The organism is Rhizobium sp. CB3171 (assembly GCF_029714265.1).
GTDB lineage: Bacteria > Pseudomonadota > Alphaproteobacteria > Rhizobiales > Rhizobiaceae > Rhizobium.
In genome coordinates this window covers 3,420,912-3,443,328 of sequence record NZ_CP121652.1, presented here as the reverse complement: position 1 = coordinate 3,443,328, position 22,417 = coordinate 3,420,912, and the positions used below count along the sequence as shown (strand labels likewise).

At 59.2% G+C, this 22,417-nt stretch carries 26 protein-coding genes and 2 tRNA genes; 11 read left to right on the top strand and 17 right to left on the bottom strand.

Features of this window, described 5'->3' with window-relative positions:
* Positions 1-55: 55 nt before the first annotated feature.
* Complete coding sequence (rlmH, locus tag QA648_RS16720) at positions 56-538, bottom strand: 23S rRNA (pseudouridine(1915)-N(3))-methyltransferase RlmH (RefSeq protein WP_283048164.1); 483 nt, start codon at positions 536-538, stop codon at positions 56-58.
* Positions 539-654: 116 nt separating this feature from the next.
* A complete protein-coding gene (rsfS, locus tag QA648_RS16715; RefSeq protein ID WP_104825279.1) occupies positions 655-1,101 on the bottom strand; it encodes a ribosome silencing factor in 447 nt (148 codons plus the stop codon).
* 251 nt (positions 1,102-1,352) lie between these two features.
* Here rsfS and QA648_RS16710 point away from each other — a divergent pair, with 251 nt between their 5' ends.
* Positions 1,353-1,745 (top strand): winged helix-turn-helix domain-containing protein, encoded by a 393-nt coding sequence (locus QA648_RS16710; protein ID WP_104824883.1) that lies wholly within the window; start codon positions 1,353-1,355, stop codon positions 1,743-1,745.
* Between the two features lie 6 nt (positions 1,746-1,751).
* On the opposite strand, the gene modC is transcribed toward QA648_RS16710, so the two are convergent.
* The 7 genes from modC to obgE all read right to left on the bottom strand — a co-directional run bounded on the left by modC (position 1,752) and on the right by obgE (position 9,138).
* Positions 1,752-2,825: a molybdenum ABC transporter ATP-binding protein gene (modC, locus tag QA648_RS16705; protein ID WP_283048161.1), complete on the bottom strand. Its 1,074-nt coding sequence runs from the start codon at positions 2,823-2,825 to the stop codon at positions 1,752-1,754.
* Positions 2,822-3,523, bottom strand: coding sequence for a molybdate ABC transporter permease subunit (gene modB / locus QA648_RS16700; protein WP_283048160.1), 702 nt, complete (start codon positions 3,521-3,523; stop codon positions 2,822-2,824). The genes modC and modB overlap by 4 nt, the downstream gene beginning before the upstream one ends.
* A gap of 88 nt (positions 3,524-3,611) precedes the next feature.
* A complete protein-coding gene (gene modA / locus QA648_RS16695) occupies positions 3,612-4,409 on the bottom strand; it encodes a molybdate ABC transporter substrate-binding protein (protein ID WP_283048158.1) in 798 nt (265 codons plus the stop codon).
* Positions 4,410-4,985: 576 nt separating this feature from the next.
* Positions 4,986-5,567: a nicotinate-nucleotide adenylyltransferase gene (locus tag QA648_RS16690; RefSeq protein ID WP_245464001.1), complete on the bottom strand. Its 582-nt coding sequence runs from the start codon at positions 5,565-5,567 to the stop codon at positions 4,986-4,988.
* Positions 5,568-5,604: 37 nt separating this feature from the next.
* Entirely contained in the window at positions 5,605-6,888 is a 1,284-nt protein-coding gene (locus tag QA648_RS16685; RefSeq protein ID WP_283048157.1) for a glutamate-5-semialdehyde dehydrogenase, read from the bottom strand.
* The gene (proB, locus tag QA648_RS16680; RefSeq protein WP_283048155.1) at positions 6,881-8,050 is read right to left on the bottom strand and encodes a glutamate 5-kinase; all 1,170 of its coding nucleotides are present in this window, start codon (positions 8,048-8,050) and stop codon (positions 6,881-6,883) included. The genes QA648_RS16685 and proB overlap by 8 nt, the downstream gene beginning before the upstream one ends.
* Complete coding sequence (gene obgE, locus QA648_RS16675; RefSeq protein ID WP_283048153.1) at positions 8,047-9,138, bottom strand: GTPase ObgE; 1,092 nt, start codon at positions 9,136-9,138, stop codon at positions 8,047-8,049. Before obgE ends, proB begins: the two co-directional genes overlap by 4 nt.
* A gap of 180 nt (positions 9,139-9,318) precedes the next feature.
* Here obgE and QA648_RS16670 point away from each other — a divergent pair, with 180 nt between their 5' ends.
* Complete coding sequence (locus tag QA648_RS16670) at positions 9,319-10,170, top strand: endonuclease/exonuclease/phosphatase family protein (RefSeq protein ID WP_283048152.1); 852 nt, start codon at positions 9,319-9,321, stop codon at positions 10,168-10,170.
* A gap of 145 nt (positions 10,171-10,315) precedes the next feature.
* Here QA648_RS16670 and QA648_RS16665 read toward each other — a convergent pair whose 3' ends face one another.
* The 4 genes from QA648_RS16665 to rplU all read right to left on the bottom strand — a co-directional run bounded on the left by QA648_RS16665 (position 10,316) and on the right by rplU (position 12,283).
* Positions 10,316-10,903: a GNAT family N-acetyltransferase gene (locus QA648_RS16665; RefSeq protein WP_283048149.1), complete on the bottom strand. Its 588-nt coding sequence runs from the start codon at positions 10,901-10,903 to the stop codon at positions 10,316-10,318.
* On the bottom strand, positions 10,900-11,535 hold the full coding sequence (locus QA648_RS16660; protein WP_283048147.1) for a GNAT family protein: 636 nt from the start codon (positions 11,533-11,535) through the stop codon (positions 10,900-10,902). The genes QA648_RS16665 and QA648_RS16660 overlap by 4 nt, the downstream gene beginning before the upstream one ends.
* Positions 11,536-11,663: 128 nt before the next feature.
* On the bottom strand, positions 11,664-11,933 hold the full coding sequence (gene rpmA, locus QA648_RS16655; RefSeq protein WP_104824874.1) for a 50S ribosomal protein L27: 270 nt from the start codon (positions 11,931-11,933) through the stop codon (positions 11,664-11,666).
* Between the two features lie 32 nt (positions 11,934-11,965).
* Positions 11,966-12,283, bottom strand: coding sequence for a 50S ribosomal protein L21 (gene rplU / locus QA648_RS16650; RefSeq protein ID WP_028753733.1), 318 nt, complete (start codon positions 12,281-12,283; stop codon positions 11,966-11,968).
* A 308-nt stretch (positions 12,284-12,591) separates the two neighbouring features.
* On the opposite strand from rplU, the gene QA648_RS16645 reads away from it, so the two are divergent.
* A tRNA-Ser gene (locus QA648_RS16645) sits at positions 12,592-12,681 on the top strand.
* A gap of 93 nt (positions 12,682-12,774) precedes the next feature.
* Here the strand turns inward: QA648_RS16645 and QA648_RS16640 are convergent.
* The 3 genes from QA648_RS16640 to QA648_RS16630 all read right to left on the bottom strand — a co-directional run bounded on the left by QA648_RS16640 (position 12,775) and on the right by QA648_RS16630 (position 14,893).
* Positions 12,775-12,897 carry a hypothetical protein gene (locus tag QA648_RS16640; protein ID WP_260303210.1) on the bottom strand — a complete coding sequence of 41 codons (123 nt, stop codon included), beginning with the start codon at positions 12,895-12,897 and terminating at the stop codon, positions 12,775-12,777.
* A 209-nt stretch (positions 12,898-13,106) separates the two neighbouring features.
* Positions 13,107-13,325 carry a hypothetical protein gene (locus QA648_RS16635; protein WP_104824873.1) on the bottom strand — a complete coding sequence of 73 codons (219 nt, stop codon included), beginning with the start codon at positions 13,323-13,325 and terminating at the stop codon, positions 13,107-13,109.
* 659 nt (positions 13,326-13,984) lie between these two features.
* Entirely contained in the window at positions 13,985-14,893 is a 909-nt protein-coding gene (locus tag QA648_RS16630; protein ID WP_104824872.1) for a DUF1003 domain-containing protein, read from the bottom strand.
* Between the two features lie 486 nt (positions 14,894-15,379).
* Between QA648_RS16630 and QA648_RS16625 the strand changes: the two genes are divergently transcribed.
* The gene (locus QA648_RS16625) at positions 15,380-16,336 is read left to right on the top strand and encodes a hypothetical protein (RefSeq protein WP_283048137.1); all 957 of its coding nucleotides are present in this window, start codon (positions 15,380-15,382) and stop codon (positions 16,334-16,336) included.
* Between the two features lie 49 nt (positions 16,337-16,385).
* On the opposite strand, the gene QA648_RS16620 is transcribed toward QA648_RS16625, so the two are convergent.
* The gene (locus tag QA648_RS16620) at positions 16,386-16,676 is read right to left on the bottom strand and encodes a DUF2282 domain-containing protein (RefSeq protein WP_104825277.1); all 291 of its coding nucleotides are present in this window, start codon (positions 16,674-16,676) and stop codon (positions 16,386-16,388) included.
* Positions 16,677-17,044: 368 nt separating this feature from the next.
* Between QA648_RS16620 and QA648_RS16615 the strand changes: the two genes are divergently transcribed.
* From QA648_RS16615 to rfbC, 7 genes are all read left to right on the top strand, one after another.
* The gene (locus tag QA648_RS16615; protein WP_104824870.1) at positions 17,045-17,611 is read left to right on the top strand and encodes a sigma-70 family RNA polymerase sigma factor; all 567 of its coding nucleotides are present in this window, start codon (positions 17,045-17,047) and stop codon (positions 17,609-17,611) included.
* Complete coding sequence (locus tag QA648_RS16610) at positions 17,598-18,233, top strand: NrsF family protein (protein WP_283048136.1); 636 nt, start codon at positions 17,598-17,600, stop codon at positions 18,231-18,233. The genes QA648_RS16615 and QA648_RS16610 overlap by 14 nt, the downstream gene beginning before the upstream one ends.
* Before the next feature lie 184 nt (positions 18,234-18,417).
* Positions 18,418-18,491, top strand: a tRNA-Gln gene (locus tag QA648_RS16605).
* A gap of 315 nt (positions 18,492-18,806) precedes the next feature.
* On the top strand, positions 18,807-19,874 hold the full coding sequence (gene rfbB, locus QA648_RS16600) for a dTDP-glucose 4,6-dehydratase (RefSeq protein WP_283048134.1): 1,068 nt from the start codon (positions 18,807-18,809) through the stop codon (positions 19,872-19,874).
* Positions 19,871-20,770, top strand: coding sequence for a dTDP-4-dehydrorhamnose reductase (rfbD, locus tag QA648_RS16595; protein ID WP_283048132.1), 900 nt, complete (start codon positions 19,871-19,873; stop codon positions 20,768-20,770). Before rfbB ends, rfbD begins: the two co-directional genes overlap by 4 nt.
* A gap of 81 nt (positions 20,771-20,851) precedes the next feature.
* Positions 20,852-21,739 (top strand): glucose-1-phosphate thymidylyltransferase RfbA, encoded by an 888-nt coding sequence (gene rfbA / locus QA648_RS16590; RefSeq protein WP_104824866.1) that lies wholly within the window; start codon positions 20,852-20,854, stop codon positions 21,737-21,739.
* Between the two features lie 68 nt (positions 21,740-21,807).
* Positions 21,808-22,359 (top strand): dTDP-4-dehydrorhamnose 3,5-epimerase, encoded by a 552-nt coding sequence (gene rfbC, locus QA648_RS16585; protein ID WP_283048131.1) that lies wholly within the window; start codon positions 21,808-21,810, stop codon positions 22,357-22,359.
* Positions 22,360-22,417: the final 58 nt, after the last annotated feature.

The following is a 22,417-nucleotide window of genomic DNA, read 5'->3' as shown; positions in this document are numbered from 1 at the left end:
AAAATAGCCGAAAGCCAAACTGTTTTCGAGCAATTCGATCCGGGGCAGCGGAATCTCAAACCCGATGGTAGGGGTGACCGGAGAGGATCGTGACCGCACGATAGAGCTGTTCGGCGATGAGAATGCGTACAAGCTGATGCGGCCAGGTCATCTTGCCCAGGCAGATGGTCGCGTCGGCTCTCTCGTAAAGGGAGGGGTCGAGACCGTCGGCGCCGCCGATGGCGATCGTGAGATCGCGCTTGCCCTGGTCGCGGAACGTACCAAGCAAAGCAGCGAAGGCTTCGCTGTCCAGCGCCTTGCCGCGCTCGTCGAGCAGAATAAGAATGCCGCCGTCCGGATGCGCTTTCTGCAACAGGACCGCTTCTTCACGCTTGCGCGTCTCGCCGTTGGATGCGCGGCTTTCGGCGACTTCCGTCATGCGCGCCAATTCGAGGCCGATTGCTGGACCAGCCTTGGCGAAACGGTCGAGATAACGGGCCGCAAGATCCTTTTCAGGGCCGGTTTTCAACCGTCCCACGGCAAAAAGGCCTATCCGCATTCCCGCTCCCAAGCATATCCGCCATCATGACGGCACAAAATATAGACCGCTGCCGGACAATCATGTCCGGCTATTCAAACCTACCAACCCGGACCGGGAATAATGCCCGGAATAGGTCAGTGCAGCGTGCCCTCGTCGAGATCGGGTGCGGCCCACATCTTTTCGATGTTATAGAACTCGCGAATCTCGGGACGGAACACGTGAATGATGATGTCACCCGTGTCGATCAGCACCCAGTCGCCGCCTTCCAGGCCTTCGACGCGGGCATTGCCCAGGCCTTCTTCCTTGAGGTCGGTGATCAGATGGTCGGCGATCGCCAGGACATGCCGGTTCGAGCGTCCGGAGACGACGACCATGTAGTCTCCAAGCGCGGACTTGCCAGCAATGTTGATGGTGACGATATTTTCGGCCTTGGAGTCCTCGAGGCTTACGAGGACGGCTTGCAGGGCGCGGGCAGCGGCATCGACGCCACGTTCCGGGCTCTTCGGGACAACGACAGGCGTTCTTCCCTTGGCGTGTACTGTTGTCAGTGCTCTTCCTTCCTTGAGTAACAGAACAGGCACATGATCTGAGTCGATCACACCTTAAAGATAGGCACCAAAGCATTAAGGTTTCAAGACGCTGGTTGTCATCTATTGGACGTAAAGACAAGCTTTTGTGGTATTTCCCGCCTCTTTCGCACCATATGTGGGCAATTCGGCCGGGGTAACGCAAGGTGAGGTGAGCCCCGTCCTCGATCTCAGCCGCCCGCTTCCCATGTACAGGTGCGCGAAGGACGCGTATACACAAGATCAGATCGAAACGCTTAGACGCCATGACCAAAGCTCCGCAACAATCCCTGAAACCCATTCTCCGCATCAGTTTTTCGGGGCAGGGCCGGCTTGGGCGCGGCAAGATGGAACTCCTTGAACATATTCGCGAAACCGGTTCGATCTCGGCCGCCGGTCGGGCCATGGACATGTCCTATCGCCGTGCCTGGCTGCTGATCAGCGAATTGAACCATATGTTCCAGGAGCCGGCCGTCGAATCCCAGCGCGGCGGCCCGAACGGCGGCGGCGCGGCATTGACGCCCTTCGGCGAGGAATTGCTGCGGCGGTTCCGCGGCATGGAGAGTTCGGTGCGGGCCGCCATTGCCGGTGATCTCGAATGGCTGGAGGCCAATCGCAACCCTGACGACGCCGTCGCAGAGCCGCAGGTGGAGTCCTGATCGCCCTTAGGATTCGAGCGCCACGGTCTTGATGACTGCGTGGATGGGCAGTCCGATGCGCAGACCCAGCCGTTCGGAGGAAAACTGCGTAATGCGGGCAAGGACCGTGTCGCCACCGCAATCCACTTTTACTTCCACGGTGCCATCGGCCGCCGTGCCGAGGGCAAGCACCCGCCCTTCGAGGATATTGAGGGCGCTGAGACCTTCGGGTCGTGCCGTTGCCAGTATGACGTCGCGGGCGGGAATGTGGACGCGGACGATCTTGCCAATTCCAGCCGCCTCCCCGGGCACGAAGAGCCTCGCTGCCTTTAGCGCCACGATGGTCAAGCGATGCTCGCGGTCGATATGCTCCACACGACCCTCGAGCAGAACGCCGGCTTCGCGGCGGTCGATCGCCTGCGGGCCGGAAAGCTGGCTAAAGATCTCGACCGCCGGTCCCGTCGCTTCCACCTTGCCGTCGCGCATGACGACGACACGGTTGGCCAGTCGCGCTACCTCGGCGATCGAGTGGCTGACATAGATGATCGGCACCTTCGTCTCGTCGCGAAGCCGTTCGAGATAAGGCAGGATCTCGGCTTTGCGGGCCTCGTCGAGTGCGGCCAACGGTTCGTCCATCAAGAGCAGCCGTGGTGACGACAGCAGGGCGCGGCCGATGGCGACGCGCTGTTTCTCGCCGCCGGAGAGTTTGGCCGGTCGTCGATCGAGAAGGGCTGCGATGCCGAGGAGATCAACGACGCCATCGAAGCTTTCGCTATGGCCGCTTTTCGGCGCGAACCAGCGGCCGTAATTCAGGTTCTGCCGCACGGAAAGATGCGGAAACAGCCGCGCCTCCTGGAAGACGTAGCCGAAACGGCGGCGGTGGCGCGGAACGAAGAACTGGGCGTCGGTGTCTGCAAGCACAGTCCCATCGAGGCTGACGCGGCCATGATCGGGTTGGATCAGCCCGGCGATGATGCGGATGATCGAGGTCTTGCCCGAGCCCGAGCGGCCGAACAGGGCCGTGACGCCGCCGTCGGAGGTGAAGGCGGCTTCAAGCGAGAATGCGCCCAATCGATGGCGGATATCGACGGTCAGCGTCATTCCCAATCCACCCTCTTGCCGGCGAGATAGGCGAGGAATTCAGAGGCGAGCAGTGCCACCATGGAAATGACGATCGCGACGATCGTCAACCGCAGCGCGCCGGCATCACCACCTGGCACCTGCGTAAAGGTGTAGATCGCCGACGACAGCGTCTGCGTTTCGCCGGGAATGTTGGAGACGAAGGTGATGGTGGCGCCGAACTCGCCCATGGCCTTGGCGAAGGAAAGGATCATGCCGGCGATGATGCCGGGCAGGATCAGCGGCAAGGTCACCGTGAGGAATATCCAGAGCGGGCTGGCGCCAAGTGTTCCGGCGGCCTCTTCCAATTTGCGATCGACCGCTTCGATCGACAGGCGGATGCTTCTGACCATCAGCGGAAAGCCCATCACGCCGCAGGCAAGCGCCGCACCGGTCCAGCGGAAGGAGAAGACGATACCGAGATATTGATCGAGCAAAGCGCCGATGGGGCCTTTGCGGCCGAAGAGGATGAGGAGGATGAAGCCGGTAACGACGGGCGGCAGGATCAGCGGCAGGTGGATGATGCCGTTGAGGATCGATTTGCCCCAGAATTTACCACGCGCCAACAACATCGCGGCGGCAATGCCGAAGGGCAGGCTCACCAGCATGGCGACGGTCGAGACGCGCAGGCTCAGCTCGATCGCCGTCCATTCGTCGCTGCTCAAACCCAATGCGTCCAAGTTCGGCCTCGCAAAGACATGTCAGGCCCGCCATCAGCCGGCGAGCCTGTAAAGACGAGCTTTTTTGCCTACGGTCGAGCGATGACGCTCACTTCTTGAGAACCGTGAAGCCTTCGTGCTCGAAGAACGGAACAGCCTTAGCCGATTTCAGATAATCGACATAGGCCTGTGTATCGGGGTTGGTGCTGCTGGCCGTGATCGCGATCGGATAGATGATCGGCGGATGGCTGTCTTCCGGAAAGGTGCCGACCACGGCAACGCCCGGATCGGCGGAAACGTCGGTCTTGTAGACGATGCCATAGGGCGCTTCGCCGCGTGAAACGAGCGCAAGCGCGGCGCGCACGCTTTCAGCGCCGGCGACCTTCTTCTCGACGGAAGACCAGATGCCGAGCTTTTCCAGCGCTGCTTTGCCGTATTTGCCCGCTGGCACCGATTCCGGCTGGCCGATCGCTAGGCGTCCGTCGCCGAGAAGGCCGGCAAGGTCCATGCCCTGCTTGGCGTCGACGGGTTTGGCCTTGTCCTTGGCGGAGACGAGAACGATCTGATTGCCCAGCAGGTTGACGCGGCTGTCGTCCTTGATCAACTTTTTCTTGGCGGCATAGTCCATCCAGTCGGTATCGGCGGAAATGAAGACATCGGCCGGCGCCCCGTTTTCGAGCTGCTTGGCCAGCGGTCCGCTTGCCGCATAGGAGACGGTGACTTGCTTGCCGGTTTCCTTGGTAAAGGCAGCGTCGATATTATCCAGGGCGTTTTTCATGCTGGCGGCGGCAAAGACGGTGATCTTGTCGGCGGCGAATGCCGGCGCCGGAATGACCGACAGGCCAAGCCAGGCGGCGGAAAGGGCGGCGGTTGCAAGCTTGATCCATTGGCGGCGGCGCGTGGCCATTCTATTTCTCCTGGAAAGTATCGACATATCTGGACAGATATAACGGCCGACGATGCTTGGCTAGGGGATATGTTCCGGAAAATATAGCGTTACGGTGGAGCGTAACTCTACGAATTTTATAGGGATTTGCCTCCGGGACGCATACAAGAACGCCTTGCCATTGCATAAATGCATGGCTGAATTCGCCCAAAAGGATGGCGAACGCTCACGGGATGAGACGTAACGTTACGAATCGTGCGATTTTGGGGAGATTTTGGAGAAGGTCGCGCCGGAAGCCGCGACGCAATCTGCTCAGATCATGTAAAAGAAGCGTTTTTTGGGCAGATTATTTTCGGAGCCACGATGAAAATGCATTGCTGCATTGCGCTATCAGCGTTTTATCATTTGGTCAAATCTGCTAAAACATAATCATCGAAACGGCGATCTCCTCCTCCCAAAGCCTTTCGATATCGATCAGCAACACTCCTCCTCCCAGTTGCTGATCAGGTTTGAAAGCCCGACGGATCTCCTCCCCCGTCGGGCTTTTTCATTTTGGAGGTTTTCCTGAAAATCAGACTCGTTATCGCGCCGAGACCGTCATTGTGCTGCGCGCAAGGCGGTTGAGCTCAATGTCGAGCGCCGACCGTGAATGAAGGTCCAGGCCGGAGCCGGTTTTTTCCACAATACCCGGGCGTCATCCTCGTCGACACGGGCATAGTGAAACGTCTTGGCCATCTTCGCGGAGAGGTAGGATAGGGTCGATCCCGGCCGGTCGATGACGGCGATCGGAAAGGTGCGGGCTATCTCCTGCCATTTCTGCCAGCGGTGAAACGTGTTGAGGCTATCCGCACCCATGACCCAGATGAAATGAACATGGGTATTGCGCGCCTTGACGTAGGCGAGCGTATTGGCCGTGTAGCTCATGCCGAGCGTCTGCTCGAAAGCTGTCACCTTGACGCGCGGGTCATGCGTGACCGCCTCGCTGAGCGCGATGCGCTCGGCAAGCGGCGCCAGATGATTGCGGTTCTTCAACGGATTGCCAGGCGTCACCATCCACCAGAGTTGGTCGAGGCCAAGCCGCCGGATGGCGATTTCAGCCACCAGCGCATGGCCCTGATGCGGCGGATTGAAGGAACCGCCGAAAAGACCGACTACCATGCCGCGTTCGGCATGCGGCATGCGCAGATAGCGGTAATCGATCTCTTCTTTCAGCACGTCAGGGCCGTATCTGTCCGGTGCCGCGCACACGATATTTGAAAGAGGTAAGCTGCTCGACGCCAACGGGCCCACGCGCATGCATCTTGCCCGTGGCGATGCCGATCTCCGCGCCCATGCCGAACTCGCCGCCATCGGCAAACTGCGTCGAAGCATTGTGCAGCAGGATCGCCGAATCGATTTCGGTGAAGAAGCGCTCGACCACGGCGGGATCCTCGGCGATGACGGCTTCGGTATGGTTGGACGAATATTTGCCGATATGGCCAATCGCGCCGGAAATACCGTCGACAATGGCGACGGAAATAATGGCGGCCAGATATTCGGTCGACCAATCCTCTTCCGTCGCGGCTTTCAATCCCGGCACAAGCTTGAGCACCTCGGCAGAACCGCGGATTTCGCAGCCTGCCGCGGCAAGCCCGTCGAGCAGCGGCTTCAGATGGGTGGACGCCACCTTCGAATCGACCAGCAGCGTTTCAGCCGCGCCGCAGATGCCCGTGCGGCGCATCTTGGCGTTGACGACGATGGATTTCGCCATCTCCAGATCGGCCGAGGCATCGATATAGATGTGGCAGAGGCCTTCGAGATGGGCGAAGACCGGCACGCGCGCTTCGGTCTGCACCCGGGCGACGAGGCTCTTGCCGCCGCGCGGCACGATGACGTCGATATTGCCTTCGAGGCCACGCAACATGGCGCCGACGGCGGCACGGTCGCTCACGGGCACGAGCTGAATGGCGTGCTCGGGCAGGCCGGCTGCCTTCAGCCCCTCGACCAGGCATTCATTGATCGCCTGAGAGGACCGGCGCGAATCGCTGCCGCAGCGCAAGATTACGGCATTGCCGGCCTTCAGGCACAGCGCGCCGGCATCGGCGGTGACGTTCGGCCGGCTTTCGAAGATGACGCCGATGACGCCGAGCGGCGTGCGCACGCGTTCGATCTTCAGCCCGTTCGGACGATCCCAGGCGGCAATGACTTCGCCTACCGGATCGGCCAAGGCGGCGATGGCGCGAATGCCTTCGGCCATCTCGGCGACGCGCTTGTCGTTCAGCGTCAGGCGATCGACGAAGGAGGCCAGCATATCCGTGCCTTCGACGTCTTTCAGGTCCTTGGCGTTCTCGGCAAGGATATGATCCTTGCGGGCAAGAATGGCATCGGCCATGGCGCTCAATGCCTTGTTCTTGCTCTCGGTCGAAGCGAATGCCAGAGGTCGCGACGCAGCCCGGGCCTTGCGGCCGATATCGTTCATCAGCGCATCGATGTCGGGACTTTGTGCGACAGTATCAAGCATGAGCTTCATCCTTCTTCAATTTCTCGGCCTTCGTCTTGACGGACGCGGTCATGACGAGGTCGTCACGATGCACCATGGCGGCGCGGCCGGGATAGCCGAGGATCGCCTCGATCTCCGCCGACTTGCGGCCGGTGATCTGGCGGGCTTCCTCGGCATCGTAACCGACAAGGCCACGGGCGATTTCCCGGCCCGAGGGGCCGATAACGGCCACGGTGTCGCCGCGGCCGAAATTACCGACAATGCTGCGCACGCCGGCAGGCAGAAGGCTCTTGCCGGCGCCGAGCGCGGTGACGGCGCCCTCGTCGACATGCAGCTCACCGGCGGGCTGCAATTGCCCGGCAATCCAGGTCTTGCGGGCGGTGACGGGCGTGCCCGAAGGCGCGAACCAGGAGGAGCGCGCACCGTTTTCGATGGCGTTCAGCGGCCGGTCGGTCTTGCCCGAGGCGATGATCATGGCGCAGCCGGCGCCCGTGGCGATTTTGCCGGCATCGATCTTGGTGCGCATGCCGCCGCGCGACAGTTCGGAGGCCGCGCCGCCGGCCATGGCTTCGATTTCCGGCGTGATCTCGGCGATCGTTTCCAGGAATTTCGCTTGCGGATCGAGATGCGGTGGGGCGGTGTAGAGCCCATCGATGTCAGACAGCAGGATCAGCAGGTCGGCGCCGGTCATGGTGGCGACGCGGGCGGCCAGCCGGTCATTGTCGCCATAGCGGATTTCGCTGGTGGCGACCGTGTCGTTTTCGTTGATGATCGGTACGGCGCCGATCTTCAGGAGCTGATTGATGGTGGCGCGGGCGTTGAGATAGCGGCGGCGCTCTTCGGTATCGCCGAGTGTCAGCAGGATCTGGCCGGCGACGATATCGTCATGCGACAGGCTTTCTGACCAGGCGCGCGCCAGCGAAATCTGGCCGACGGCCGCGGCCGCCTGGCTTTCCTCCAGCTTCAATGCACCGGAGGGCAGGTCGAGCACCGAACGGCCGAGCGCGATAGCGCCGGAGGAGACGACGAGGACATCGGCCCCCTTGGCCTTCAGCCCGGCAATATCGGCGCACATGCCGTCAAGCCAGGTTTTCTTCAGGCCGGCCTTGCGATCGACCAGAAGGGCGGAGCCGATCTTGATGACGATGCGGCGGTAGCGGTCGAGCGGCTTGCGGGCAGTCATCCCTGCTGCTCCTCGTCGTCGCTTTCCTTATCGACAACGGCCATGTCACGATGGCGCAGTTTCGGCGCTTTCGCCGGCTTCTCTTCCTGGGTGCCAGCGTTCGCCTCGACAATCACGTCGCGCAAAGCGCGCAACACCTCGGTCATGCCGCTGCCGGTGATGGCGGAAATGCGGAACGGCGTCTTGCCGCAGGCCCGTGCCAGTTCCCGCGTCTTTTTCTTCAGCGTCTCCTCGTCCAGCACGTCGATTTGCGACAGTGCGACGATCTCCGGCTTGTCCGTGATATCGTTGCCATAGGCTTCGAGCTCGTGCTTCACCGTCTTGTAGGCCTTGCCGACCTTTTCTTCCTGGGCGGAGACCAGATGCAGCAGCACGCGGGTGCGCTCGACATGGCCAAGGAAACGGTCACCGATGCCCACACCTTCATGCGCGCCCTCGATCAGGCCGGGAATGTCGGCCAGAATGAATTCCTGGCTATCGATGGTGGCGACGCCGAGATTGGGGTGCAGCGTCGTGAATGGATAGTTGGCGATCTTCGGCCGGGCGCGGCTGACGGCGGCAAGGAAGGTCGACTTGCCCGCATTCGGCAGGCCGACGAGGCCGGCATCGGCGATCAGCTTCAGCCGCAACCAGATGGTCTTTTCTTCACCGGGCAGGCCGGGATTGGCCCAATCGGGCGCCTGATTGACCGAGGATTTGAAATAGGCGTTGCCGAAGCCGCCATTGCCGCCGGCGGCGAGACGAAAGCGCTGGCCCTCCTGTGTCAGGTCGCAGATCAGGGTTTCCTCGTCTTCTTCGAAAATCTGCGTGCCGACCGGGACCTTCAGCGTCACGTCGTCGCCCTTGGCGCCGGCGCGGTTCTTGCCCATGCCATGCATGCCGATCTTCGCCTTGAAATGCTGCTGATAGCGGAAATCGATCAGCGTATTCAGCCCGTTGACGGCCTCGACCCACACATCGCCGCCGCGGCCGCCATCGCCACCGTCCGGACCGCCGAACTCGATGAATTTCTCACGCCGGAAGGACACGCTGCCCGCGCCGCCATCACCAGACCGAATATAGACCTTTGCTTCGTCGAGAAATTTCATTTTACTTCCGTCACTCGGTATTGGCGCATAACCCCTTACAACGAATGGAGTCAGGAAAGCCTATGCGCTCTTTTCAATTGTTACCGCGTCCTCTGCATGTCCGCCAGGACAGGCGGCGCGGTCATTTGCCCGTCATGTCGCCTTCGATATAGGCGGTTCAGCCGGAGGTCAAAGATTATCGTGAAGTTGGCAAGCTATAACATCCAGTGCGGCTTCGGCCTCGACGAAAGATATGATCTTGAACGCATCGTCGCAAACCTTGCGGGCGCCGATATCATCGCTTTGCAGGAAGTAACCCGCGGCTTTGTCCGCAATGGCCGTATCGACATGGTCGCCGCGATCGAAGCGTTGCTGCCGGACTATTACTCCATCTATGGGGCGGGGCTGGATCTGCTGCCGCCGGGAGCCGGCCCACGCGATCTGCGCTTCCAGTTCGGCAATATGGTGCTGTCGCGTTGGCCGATCCTTGCGACGCGGACGCTGCTTCTGCCGCGCAGCCGCACGCTTTCCAAACTCAATCTGCAGCGCGTCGCCGTCGAAGCGGTGATCGATGCGCCGGGCGGCGCGGTCCGGGTCTATTCCGTGCATCTCGATCACGTCTCGCCCGACGAGCGCATCCGCCAGATCCACTATCTCAAAGATCATGCGATCAATTTTGTGCGCGATGGCGGTTCGCTGACGGGAGCCATGGAGATCGACTACGCCGATCCGCCGCTGCCGGAGGATTTTATCCTGATGGGCGATTTCAACATGGTGCCGGAATCGCCGGAATATTGCGCGCTTGCCGGCCTGAAGGACGCCTTCTACGGCCGCATGCCGCGTTTCGATGTGCCGACCGACGCGCTCGATACTGCCGGCGCGTTGACGCCCGAAGCCTATAGCTGGATGGATCCGAAGGATCGTAACAAGCGCATGCATCTCGACTACTGCTTCATCAGTTGCGGGTTGAGTGATCGTCTGCGCTCGGCCTATGTGGATATCGATGCGGAAGGTTCCGATCATTTTCCGGTCTGGGTCGAAATCGACGGATAGGGCGCCATCGCCGGTGGAGCCGGCGATGACTGGTTTTTAAAGCGCATTGCAATCTTTCAGATTCGCTCCTTGCGCTTTAGATCTTTGATTTTGCGGATGTCATTATCGCAAAACCGCTGCGCACTTTTGCGCGGCATGCTTGGCCTCACGCCGCCTGCGAGAGCCGCAGCGCGCCCGGCTTCAGCACGGTTTCGATATGCGGAACCATGGTGTTGCGGGCGAAGCTGTAGACCTCGGCGCAGCCGATGATGTCGAAGCCGAGCTTCTGTTGCAGCTTCAACGACGCCGGATTGTCGGCGAAGACGCCGGAGAAAATGGCGACTTCGGGCATGCGGCGGGCGAAGCGCTCGAGGACGGCCGGGACAGCCTCGCTCATGATGCCGCGCCGCCAGTAGTAGCGGTTCAGCCAGTAGCCGAGATGCCAGCGGCCATGCCGGAGGTCGATGCCGACGCAGCCGATATGGACGTCGTCCCCCTCGGTGACAGCCAGCATCCAGTCGCTATCGAGGCCGGCGGTGCGCGGGACAAGCCAGTCCAGCGCATCCTGCCGGTCGTACGGCACCGGCACGCGGGCGAGCATGCGGGTGACGGCGAAATCCGACAGGGATTCCGTCATCGCGTCGGCATCGCCGAGCCGGTGCGGGCGCAGCGTCAGCCGCTCCGTCCGGATAACCGGCGTCGGACCGGGCGTCAGGCTCCTGACGTCGCGGCGGGGCAGGATAGCGGCGTTCATCGCATGCCTCCCCAGCTTCTGAGTGACATCCAGGTCTTGCGGTCGAGCCGGTACCATTCGACCGATACCGTGCTGCCGAGCGCCAGCGACGCGGCAAGGCCGGATCCCTGGAACTGGAAGCCGCACTTCTGCACCACCCGCCTGGAGGCGACGTTCATCACCCGGCAACGGGCGTCGATCTGGGCGACATTTTCGCGCGTGCGGAAGACCATGTCGATCAGGGCATGGGCGGCTTCTGTCGTATAACCCTGGTTCCAATAAGGCTCGCCCAGCCAATAGCCGATCTCGACGGTGTGCGGATCGGCCGTGGGTTCGACCCCGCAGCAACCGAGAAAGGCGCCGTTGTCGGCTTTGGTAATCGCATAGACGCACTTGCCAATCTCGCCAAGCTTCGTGCGTCGCACGAAATCGGCGGCATCATTGGTCGTATACGGGTGCGGCATACGCGATACCATTGTGGCGACGTTGGCGTTGTTGGCGAGATGGGCAAGGGCGTCGATGTCTTCTTCGTGGGGCGCGCGCAGAACGAGCCTTTCCGACAATAAGACAGGGCAATCGGTCCTTAACCGCTCCGGCCTCAGCCGTTCTTCGGGAGACCTCGATTGGCCTTCCCTTAACAATTCGCCTTGCATGGTTCAGTCCTCCTTGGTTGAGGGTAAAGAAAAAGGGGAGATGGCGCCCCATCTCCCCTTTTTTCTTGACTGAACCTGATGCTTCAGCCGGGTCGATGAGACGCCGGCTGTTTTAGAGCGCTACCGGCTTATTCCGCTGCTTCCGCTTTCGGCATTACAGAGACGTATACGCGGCCATTGGCCTTCGTACGGTAGTCCACGTTGCCCGCCGTAAGCGCAAAAATCGTGTGATCCTTGCCGAGGCCGACATTGGCGCCCGGATGCCACTGCGTACCGCGCTGACGCACGATAATGTTGCCTGCGAGGACGGCTTCGCCGCCGAACTTCTTCACGCCAAGGCGCTTGGATTCGGAATCGCGACCGTTGCGCGAGGAACCGCCAGCTTTTTTGTGTGCCATTGGAGTTCTCCTTTAAACCTTGATCCCGTTACTTACTTGGCAGCCACGATGTCCGTGATGCGGACGACCGTGTGATGCTGGCGATGGCCGCGCGAACGCTTCGAGTTCTGACGACGGCGCTTCTTGAAGGCGATGACCTTCTTGCCGCGGTTGTGCTCGACCACTTCGGCCTTGACGGAAGCGCCCTTGACGAAGGGAGCACCAATCGCAGCGTCGGCGCCTTCGCCGATAACGAGGACTTCGGTGAATTCTACGGTGTCGCCGGCGGTGACTTCAAGCTTCTCGATGGTCAGCACGTCGTTTGCTGCCACACGGTACTGCTTACCGCCGGTCTTGATGACTGCGAACATTTTTTATCCTTTCATGTTCGTTCCGGCTCTCTCGCCCGAAAGGACAAGCGGCCGTCTTTTTATCAGTCTAAATTTAGCAGGAATTCCAAAGGCTTGCGGCCTCGAAAAAGATCTGCCGGTGAAACCTCGCACAGAGCGAGGCGGCCAAGGCACGGACTTATCCACACCTATTGCGTCGCACGGGATATATAAGGGCCTGTGATCTGTCAAGGCAAAAGGATGAAAAGCTTGAATATTCACCCTTGCCATCCCATCCTTCTCTCGCTATGAGAACGCCCGCGCCGAGAAACGCGCCGACCAGCATAACCGGAGAGGTGGCAGAGTGGTCGAATGCACCGCACTCGAAATGCGGCATACCTGCAAGGGTATCGTGGGTTCAAATCCCACCCTCTCCGCCATTGTCTTGTGCAGAATGCTGATTTTCCGGTTTCCCAAGCTGGAAGCCTTCCGCCAAAAGCCGAGCCCAGCCTGCCGATTGAATACGCCCAGCCTCATCGAAAATGCAAAAGAAACATCGTCGGCCCGACCAAAGTCATGGCGAAGATGAATAGTGATATGCCGAGCTTCAGTATCTTCATGCGGCGTGTTTTCACGCCATCCCAGTCGTAGTCCATGGCTATATCCCCCTTCCTTATTTGCACCGAGTTTGACGGCGCATTAGGAGTATCTTGTATGAGGGATGTGCGAGGCTTGCCGCGCTGCGGGTGAGTCTTTCTTTGACCGCCAGAGCGGCGTGCGTTCATTTGAACGCACGAGGTCGCTCCGGTCTTTTGAATGGGTGTACTTTTCGTTTTCGGTCGATTTCACCTGAAAGCGGGATGCTCTAGGTGCGATGGAAGACTTCGTCCGTCAGCAGCAAAAGGAAATTCTCGTCGTCCAGTTTGTTGGCGATCTGGCCGTCTTCCGTCATGTAGTCGAAAACGGGGCCTCCCGGTCGGTCCGAGAAGGCGAATTTGGGCCATTTCAATTGTTCGATAATGACGATGCGGCGCCCGGCGTCATTTTCGCATGCTATTCTTTTGGTCTCCTCGAAGTAGGTCATGGCGACACCTCAGTAGTAGTTCCAAACTGAAGCTTAGGTCGCGCTAACAGCGAGTCAACCTTAACATCGTGGCTAACACGTAAGTATTATCGCGCCCCGCGCCCTTCATTCGATCTATCGCCTTGGGCGGCATCACGAAAATCGCCGTTCGATGAACTCTCCAAGTGCGCGGCCTCATCCGTTTTAGCTACTTTAAGAGTGCTAAATTGACTAATAACAACTTAAGGTTTATTGTTGTCTTTCTAACATAATGGAGAGGGGCATGAGAACGTTCGTGTGTTTTCTCGTCGTATTTTGGGGTGCTACGGCCGCAGGCGCAGCGCAAAACATTATACGTGTGTCGTCGATAATACCCGCAGCCGAGATCGCTGAAAGTGCCTTGTTGCTACCGGGCCGCACGGACACGACCGGTTGCGTCTATACTAAAAAATACGGTCCTGACGGGGTTCGACTATGCTGCCGGCGGGCTGCCGGCTTACCGTCGAGCGAATCTGCGCCGGCAAAAGCGCGGGTGGTCGTTCACCCGTAGCCTTGCTCGCATTGCCCGGATTTCGAAAACCGGGTGCATTTGCTGTTTGAATGAGGAGGCCGGGGCGACGACGGCGGCCTCTCAACGTGTATGCCTGTGTAGAGCCGATGCGCTAGCGGACGGCCGGACCCTACTCCTGTGAATCATCAGACTCTTCGGGCTTGGGCTTGGCGCCGAAGAGGCTCTTCAAGGCATTGGTCTTCACTTTCGATGCCTTGCTGACTTTCAGGGCGCGCGTGGCCGCCTTGGCTTGTTCCAGCATCATCTCGATCTGGATCTGCTGGATTTCGGTCAGCCGCTCCCATTGGCGATTGAGCAGATGGTCGACTTTTTCGTGCAGGTGGCGGATTTCCAGTTCGGCTTTCAGGTTGACCTTATAGTCGTTGAGGGCACGCAACCGGTCCTTTGCTTCCTGCCGGCGCTGGCTCATCATGATGATCGGCGCCTGCAGGGCGGCGATGGTCGAAAGGATCAGGTTCAGCAGGATGAAGGGATAGGCGTCGAAGGCTTTGCTTTCGCCCATGGCGAGGTTGATGCCCATCCACACCGTCAGGAACAAGCAGAATGAGATGATGAAGGTCCAACTGCCGCCGAAGGCTGCGACCATATCGGCCATTCGGTCGCCGATGGAGCGATGATCCTCGTAATCCTCTTCGATGTTCTCGGCCAGGGTGTCGTGCGTCTTCAGGCTTTCGACGACTTCGTCCTCCAGGTTCGAAAGCTCGCCGCGCTCGTCCGTCAGCAGCTCGGCGATATATTGGGCGCGATAGTCGTCCATCGCCTTGCGGCTGATATAGTCGTCGGAGCGGATGCCCGGATGTTTCTGGCGCACGAATTCCGCAAGCGATGGGCGCAGGTCATCGAAATGGACCGCATCCTTCTTCTTGAGGGTTGCGCCGGTAATGGCGTCGACGAGCTTGACCGACTTGGCCTTCGCCTGCGCGAGGCTTTTCGTATAGTCGTCCATCTCCACGGTCGCTGCTTCGCCTTCGCCCGCGTCAAAATCGACTATACCTTCCGCCGGATCTGTCTCTGTCATGTCGCCCTCTTTCGCAGTTGCTGGTCGTCTAGCCGATGATCGGAACAGGATTGTGACTGTAGATTGGCGGCGCGATTGGCTTTGACAAAACTGTCCCGGTTCTGCCTCAGTCTCGGCCGGCCACTCCTTCACTGTAAATGCTCCTAGCGGTCTTATCCTAAGCAATGGCAAATGAATTATGCTGCAAGTGCGTTGGCCCAGCGAATGATGCTCCATTCGCCCATCGCCAGAAATATATTAGCAACATTTAACAACTGATCCGTGAGTCATTGAAATCGCTTGTAAAATCGCAAGGCGATTGCCTCGCAAATTTTCGTCAAACAAGCAGAAATGTGCGTTTTGAGCCCCTTGACCATGGTGAGCGGGTTTCTATTTGCCGCAGTGCAGCAGGCGTCTTGCAACGCCTTACAGTGGCCAACTTCCAACGAATTTCTCAATAGGCCTCGGCCTGTTGCATGGATTTATGCGCGTGCGGAAAGGATACTTATGCACAATCCCCCGGCAGATGACTTGGAGTCCATCGCCCGGCAGGGCGGTCGTCTCAAGCGAATGGCTGTTCGCATACCCACCTATTTGACGGATGTGCGGGAAAATCCGGCTTGGTTGCCGATGTTTCTGCTGGCGCGAACGATGCCGTTCCGGCGCATGCATTGGTTCGCGACCAGGCGGCCGGTGGCGCGTCCAGGGGCCGGCACATCGATGTTCACGGGGGTCGAGTGCGATGCTGTCGTCAATGCGCTGCGAACCGACGGGCTTTTTCCCGGCCTGATACTGCCCGACAATATTCATCGGGAAATTGCCGAGTTTGCCGGGAGCACCGGCTGCTTCGGCAATTTCGACAGGAAGCTGGAATTCGTGGCGCCCGAACACACGGATGCGGAGGCGCGATTCGGGCGCTCGCTCCTCAGCGGGCATTTTTTCGAACGTTCGCTCGATTGCGACGCGGTGCTGGCGGTTCAGCGCGATCCGCTGCTCGGGGACGTCGCCCGACATTATCTCGGCGGGCAGGCCCAGGTGATAACCACCCGCATCTGGTGGAGTTTTCCGACAAAATCGGCCTCCGAGGCCGAGTTAAGCCGTGCCTCGTTCAAATATCATTTCGACCTCGATGACTGGCGAATGCTGAAGTTCTTCTTCAATCTGGTCGATGTGGATGAAGGCACCGGGCCGCATGTCTTCGTCAAGGGCAGCCACAGACGGCGGCGGATGAAGCATCAATTGACGCTCCTCGTCGGCCATCCGGCGGAGGAGGTGCTTCGATTTTACGGAGAGGAAAGCGCCGTCACGTTGACAGGTAAGGCCGGTTTCGGCTTCGTCGAAGATCCCTTCGGTTTCCACATGGGCACCATACCGACGCAAAAGCCGCGGCTGATGATGGAAGTCGGCTTCGGCGTTTCGAAACCGTCTCGCCGCCGATTCCATGGGGAGCCGGTTCTGCGATAGATGATGGTCCATGGGCTCTGCCCGGACGCTGTTCATTCGGGCGGTTTTTTCAGATAGGCGCCGGTCCCTCTGCCAAGGTGCCATGGCCGTTCGGCGTCTGGATCGTTTCGCAGGTTCCGGCAGGAACCAGTTTCCAGGCATTCTGCTGGTAGTCGATTGTCGAGGTGCCGGCACAGGTGGTGCCCGCGCCGGTGGCGCAATCGTTCTGACCCTTGAGCGCAACGCCGTAGCACTTTTCCTTGGCCTTGCTGTCGGCTGCTGTAGCGGGAGCAGCGACAAGGGATGCGACCGCGGAGGCCAGCATGCCGGCAATAGCCACCGTGACGACGCTGTCTTTCATCATCCTGGCTCCCTCAAGCGTACAAAGCGTCGTTGCATTGCACTGACGTCGATAGAAACGCTCGGCGTATATTACAGCATTAGTGGTGATTTTTGATTGCTGTCCAAATTCCTGCGAGAGCAGTCTATTACTCGATTCCTTGTATGTATACCGGGAGCAGGGATGAGCTTTGGTTCTGTAAGCGGGGAAGATACCATGGCCGAGGGGGCATTATTAGACTGATCGTCAGATAGCGGCCTTTCCAAGCTGCACTCTTTCATGTCTCATAACGGTCGAATCACTGGCTGAAATCCGCTTCAGGCAAGGTTTTACAAAAGAATGACCATTGCCAGTAACAAAATCGTGGAGTCGCGCGTAGGAGATGTCGAATGAATTATTCGGCGCGCGAAGAGGAATGGGCAGTCTGGATGCGGGCAGCCATAGACGGCGATGCGCAGGCCTATCATCGCTTCCTGTCCACTGTCACTCCGCATTTGCGCGCCATGGCGCGCCGACGTTGCGATCAGTTCGGCGCGCCGGCAAGCGAGGCCGAGGACGTGGTCCAGGAAGTGCTACTGACGATCCATCTCAAACGCGGAACGTGGGACATCTCCCGTCCCATCGGACCGTGGCTATCGACCATCGTGCGCAACAAGCTGATCGACAGCTTGAGGCGGCGCGGGCGGCATATGAGTGTGCCGATCGATGATGTCATCGATATTTTGGAGGCGGAAGAGCAGACGGATGCCTTGGATCGCCTTGATGTCGATCACATGCTGGAGCAATTGAAGGATCCGCAGCGAACCATCGTACGCTCGATTTCCGTCGAGGGAACAAGCGTGCGCGAGACGGCCGATCGGCTGAAGATGACGGAGGGTGCGGTGCGCGTCGCCCTGCATCGCGCATTGAAGGCGCTTGCCGCCTTATATCGGAGCGAGACCAGTGAAAACCGATGACCTCATCAATCTTCTTGCGCAGGATGCACCGGTCCGCGCGCGGATCGGGCAGGCGCTGACGCTGGCGGTCGTCGGTGGCATCCTCATCAGCGGCGCGATCTTTTTCATGGCGATCGGGTTTCGTCCCGATATCGGCAATGCCATGGAAACGATCCGCTTCCTGTTCAAATTCGTCGTCACCATTGCGCTGGCCGTCACCGCCGGTGCTGTCGTCTTCCGCATCGGCCGGCCCGGCGTATCGTTGCGCCCCTGGGGCTGGATGCTTTTTGCCGCCCCGCTATTGTTGGCTGCTGCCGCGCTGGCCGAAATGATGGTCATGCCGGCCGATAGCTGGGGCGCGCGGATGATCGGGCACAATGCCCGCTTTTGCCTGACCTTCATTCCGCTACTGTCGATCGGCCCGCTTGCCTGCTTCCTTTTCGCACTGCGCCAAGGCGCGCCGGAAAAGCCGGGTCTCGCCGGCGCGGTCGCCGGGCTCGCAGCAAGCGGCATCGCCGCCACCTTCTATGCCTCCAATTGCACGGACGACAGCCCGCTCTTTGTTTTGCTCTGGTATCCGATCGCCATCGCCGCAGTTACAGCGGTAGGATATGTAATCGGCAAGCGCATGCTGCGCTGGTGATGTAGCTGCTGTTGTCGGTGGCCAGCCGATTTTAGATATAGGCTGGAAACGCCGCTATTCAGGGACTATCTTGTCTCTTGCCCAAAAAATCGCATTCGCTGGCGTTAAAGTGTTTGCATCCGCGGCGAATTCCATTATAGAGGCGCTGCTTTCCCCGCGGGGGCGTCCATCGTCCGGCGGCTGTTGGGAAATAGTTCAATGGTAGAACAGCGGACTCTGACTCCGTTAATCTTGGTTCGAATCCAGGTTTCCCAGCCAATCTAAGCTTCCAATCAACAGGCCCTCGTTCGCAGACATAAACTGTCCGCGTTCATACGCATGTCGCAAGCGGGCTGCCCGCAAGGCGTCGATACGACTTTTTGATCGCCGGCCTCGATCGCCTCTTTCCGCGAGCGAAATCGCAACACACCGAGACAATCTGTGAGCGAATTCGCAGTGGGAGCTTCCAAAAACGTTTGTGGACGTTGTACAAGTCGGGCATCCATCGCCAATATTTCTTGGCAATATAGGTCTGGTGACCGCGGCGTACATTAGAAGTTGTATTTAAAAGTTTTAGGTGAGACTAAAAGCGAAATGACGATACTGGTTTCTGGTGGCGCCGGGTTTATCGGCGGGAATTTCGTTCTCGATTGGCTCGATCAGTTCGATGAAACGGTGATCAATCTCGACAAGCTGACCTATGCCGGCAATTTGGGCACGCTCAAAGAATTGAGCGGCGACGATCGCCATGTGTTCGTTCACGGCGACATTGGTGATCGCGAGTTGGTGAGCGATCTGCTCGCCACGCATAGGCCGCGCGCCATGATCAACTTTGCCGCCGAAAGTCATGTCGATCGCTCCATTCATGGACGTGGCGAGTTCATTCAGACGAATGTCGTCGGGACGTTCAATTTGCTCGAGGCGGTTCGTGGTTATTGGGACGGCTTGCCGAATGACGAGAAGCAGGCATTTCGCTTCCTGCATGTCTCGACCGACGAGGTCTATGGCACGCTTTCGAAGGACGATGCGCCGTTCAACGAGCTCAATCGATACGAGCCGAACAGCCCATATTCCGCGAGCAAGGCAGCGTCCGACCATCTGGTGCGGGCCTGGCATCATACTTACGGCCTGCCGGTTCTGACGACGAATTGCAGCAATAATTACGGTCCCTATCATTTTCCGGAGAAGCTGATTCCCCTGGTGATCTTGAATGCCTTGGCGGGAAAGAGCCTTCCGATCTATGGCGATGGCCAGCAGATTCGCGATTGGCTCTATGTCAGGGATCACTGCAGCGCTATTCGTCGGGTGCTTCAATACGGCAAGGTCGGGGAGACCTATAATGTCGGCGGCTGGAACGAGAAGCCCAATCTCGACGTCGTGCATACGATCTGCAGTATTCTCGACGAGTTGCGGCCCAAGTCTGGCGGCGGTCGCTATAAGGACCAGATTGCTTTCGTGAAGGACCGGCCCGGTCACGATCGCCGCTATGCGATCGATGCCCGCAAGCTCGAACGCGAATTGGGCTGGAAGCCCGAAGAGACCTTCGAGACCGGCATTCGCAAGACGATCGAATGGTATCTCGCTAATCAGGATTGGGTGGGGAACGTCACCAGCGGCGCTTACCGCGAATGGGTCGGCAAGCAGTATGAGGTTCAGGCGTGAGCGCGCTTCTGATCACCGGCGCCAATGGTCAGGTCGGCTTCGAATTGCAGCGTTCTCTGGCGTCGTTGGGCCAAATAATTGCCGCGACGCGTGCCGAGATGGATTTGGCCGATGAAGCGAGCATCCTCTCCGTGCTCAAGAAATATAAGCCGGCTATCATCGTCAATCCCGCCGCCTATACGGCCGTCGATCGCGCCGAGAGCGAAAGGGAGCAGGCGATGGCGGTCAATGCCGCAGCGCCCGGCGTGCTGGCGCGCTGGGCTGCCGATAACGGCGCCTATCTCCTGCACTATTCGACGGACTACGTCTTCGACGGGATGAAAGCCGATCCCTATGCGGAGAGCGACCCGGTCAATCCGCAGTCGGTCTATGGTGAAAGCAAGTGGCTGGGCGAAGAGGCGGTGCGCTCCGCCGGCGCAAATCATGTCATCCTGCGGACAAGCTGGGTTTACGGGCATCACGGCAACAACTTCCTCAAGACCATCCTGCGGCTGGCGCAGGAGCGCAGCGCTCTGAATGTCGTTGCCGACCAAGTCGGTGCACCGACTTCGGCGGCGCTGATTGCGGATGTCACGCGCAGGATCATCGAAGTCGTCAGTGGCCCGAATGCACCTGATGTGTCAGGCACCTATCACCTGAGCGCCGGGGGCAATACGTCATGGCATGGCTATGCCACGCATATCGTCCGCGAAGCTTCGGCGAAAAACGTCAATCTTGCTCTGACGCTCGATGCTCTCAAGCCGATTTCGACCGCCGAATATCCGACGCCGGCGAAGCGGCCACAAAATTCCAGACTGGACTGCGCGAAATTGACGGATTGTTTCGACTTGCGTCTTCCCGCGTGGCAGGAAGGTGTGAATGACGTGATTGAAAGGCTTGCGCGGGCCATCAATTGAAGGCGAAAATTTCCATAATTATAATTTGTAATCAATGAGTTGATTGGCTGTAAGACGAATTCGATACGAGACGTTTTTCCAATGAATAAAGCACGTAAAGGCATCATACTCGCCGGCGGATCCGGAACTCGCCTGTACCCCGCCACCCTTGCCGTCAGCAAGCAGCTCCTGCCGATCTACGACAAGCCGATGATCTACTATCCGCTGACGACTTTAATGTTGGCCGGCATTCGCGAAATCCTGATCATTTCGACCCCACAGGATACGCCTCGTTTCGAACAGTTGCTGAGAGACGGAAGCCAGTGGGGCATCAAGCTCGACTATGCGGTTCAGCCGAGCCCGGATGGTCTTGCCCAGGCGTTTCTCATCGGGGAGGCGTTTCTCGATGGTGCTCCGTCCGCCCTGGTGCTGGGAGACAACATCTTCTACGGGCACGATTTCACCAAGCTTCTTCATCAAGCAAACGACAAGCAGGGCGGCGCCACCGTTTTTGCCTACCACGTGCAGGATCCGCAGCGTTACGGCGTGGTCGAGTTCGATTCGCAGGGGCGTGCGATCAGCCTCGAAGAAAAGCCAAAAGTCCCCAAGAGCCACTATGCCGTCACCGGGCTCTATTTCTACGACGCCGATGTCGTCAATGTGGCGAAGTCCATACGTCCCTCGCCGCGCGGCGAATTGGAAATAACCGATGTCAACGCGCATTACCTCAGGGCAGGGCAGCTCGACGTCCAGACGATGGGCCGTGGCTATGCCTGGCTCGACACCGGCACGCATGAATCGATGCTGGAGGCGAGCCATTACATCGCCACCATCGAAAGCCGGCAGGGCCTGAAGGTAGCCTGCCCCGAGGAAATCGCCTATCGGAGCCGCTGGATCGACGCTTCCCAGGTCGAGGCCCTGGCCGATCCGCTGAAGAAAAATGCTTATGGGCAGTATCTTCTCGGGATGCTGCGGGAACGGGTATTTTAACAACGCGCTTGGTGATGCCGCGCGCTGCCGGCCGCGCCAATGCGGGCTGAGTGAAGCAGGAAAGACAGATGAAAGCCATCGATACCGCCATACCGGACGTCAAGATCATCGAACCCACGGTGTTTGCCGACGATCGCGGTTTTTTCTTTGAGAGCTTCAGCCAGGTAAAATTCGAAGCAGCGACCGGACTAAGCCCGACATTCGTGCAGGACAATCACAGCCGGTCCGGGAAAGGTGTCCTGCGCGGCCTGCATTATCAGTTGCCGCCACGCGCTCAGGCCAAGCTCGTCCGGGTGGTCATCGGAGAGGTGTACGATGTCGCCGTCGACATCAGACGGTCTTCCCCGACCTTCGGCCAGTGGGTCGGTGTGCTTCTGTCGGAGGAGAACAAGCGCCAGCTTTGGATTCCGGAAGGGTTTGCGCACGGGTTCCTGACCTTGAGCGACCGCGTCGAATTCCTTTACAAGACCACTGATTATTATGCTCCGGAGAGCGATCGCGGGATTCGTTGGGACGATCCAACGCTTGCGATCGATTGGAAAACCGCCATCGACGATCTGACGCTTTCCGGTAAGGATCAGCGGCAGCCTCTGTTGGCGGATGCCGAGATATTCGATTGATCTCGCCGTCCCGCGCGGTTCGCGAGGCTGCCGAAGATGATGGATTGGCTGCGGTATG